The sequence below is a fragment of the Paenibacillus sp. 598K genome (assembly GCF_003851045.1).
Lineage (GTDB): Bacteria > Bacillota > Bacilli > Paenibacillales > Paenibacillaceae > Paenibacillus_D.
Map to the genome: position 1 here is coordinate 4,047 of NZ_BFBX01000012.1, position 702 is coordinate 4,748.

Consider the following 702-nt stretch of genomic DNA (forward strand, 5'->3'; position numbering starts at 1 on the left):
CCGGTACGGCCGATCCGGTGAACATAGCTCTCCGGATCTTGCGGCAAGTCGAAGTTGATGACATGAGAAACGCCCGACACATCGAGACCGCGAGCGGCCACGTCGGTCGCGACGAGCACATCGATGCTGCCGTCGCGGAACTTGCGCATGACGTTGTCGCGCTGGTTCTGCGAGAGGTCGCCATGAAGACCGTCCGCTGAGTATCCACGCTTCTGCAGCGCTTCGCTCAGCTCGTCGACCCGGCGCTTCGTGCGACCGAAAATAATCGCAAGCTCCGGCGACTCCATATCGAGCAAACGGCTCAGACCTTCGAACTTCTGGCGCTCATGCACTTCGATATACGCCTGATCGATTAATGGTGCCGTAATATTCTTCGGAATGACAGACACATGCTCAGGTTCCTTCAGGAACTGTTGCGCCAGGCGCTGGATATTCGGAGGCATCGTCGCCGAGAAGAGCATCGTGTGGCGTACTTCGGGGACCAGCTTCAGGATCGTCTGGATGTCTTCCATGAAGCCCATATCCAGCATCTCATCGGCCTCATCGAGGATAACGGTCTGGACATCATCTAGCTTGATCGTCTTGCGGTTGATGTGATCGAGCAATCTGCCTGGCGTCCCGATAATAATCTGGGGACGCTTCTTGAGTGCGCGAATCTGGCGTCCGATATCTTGGCCACCGTAGATCGGCAACGAACGGATG

Annotated in this window: 1 protein-coding gene; it reads right to left on the reverse strand. The window is 56.7% G+C overall.

Annotated elements, in window-relative coordinates:
- The coding region (locus PA598K_RS37755; RefSeq protein ID WP_260405285.1) for a DEAD/DEAH box helicase at positions 1–702 on the reverse strand (702 nt) is incomplete at both ends.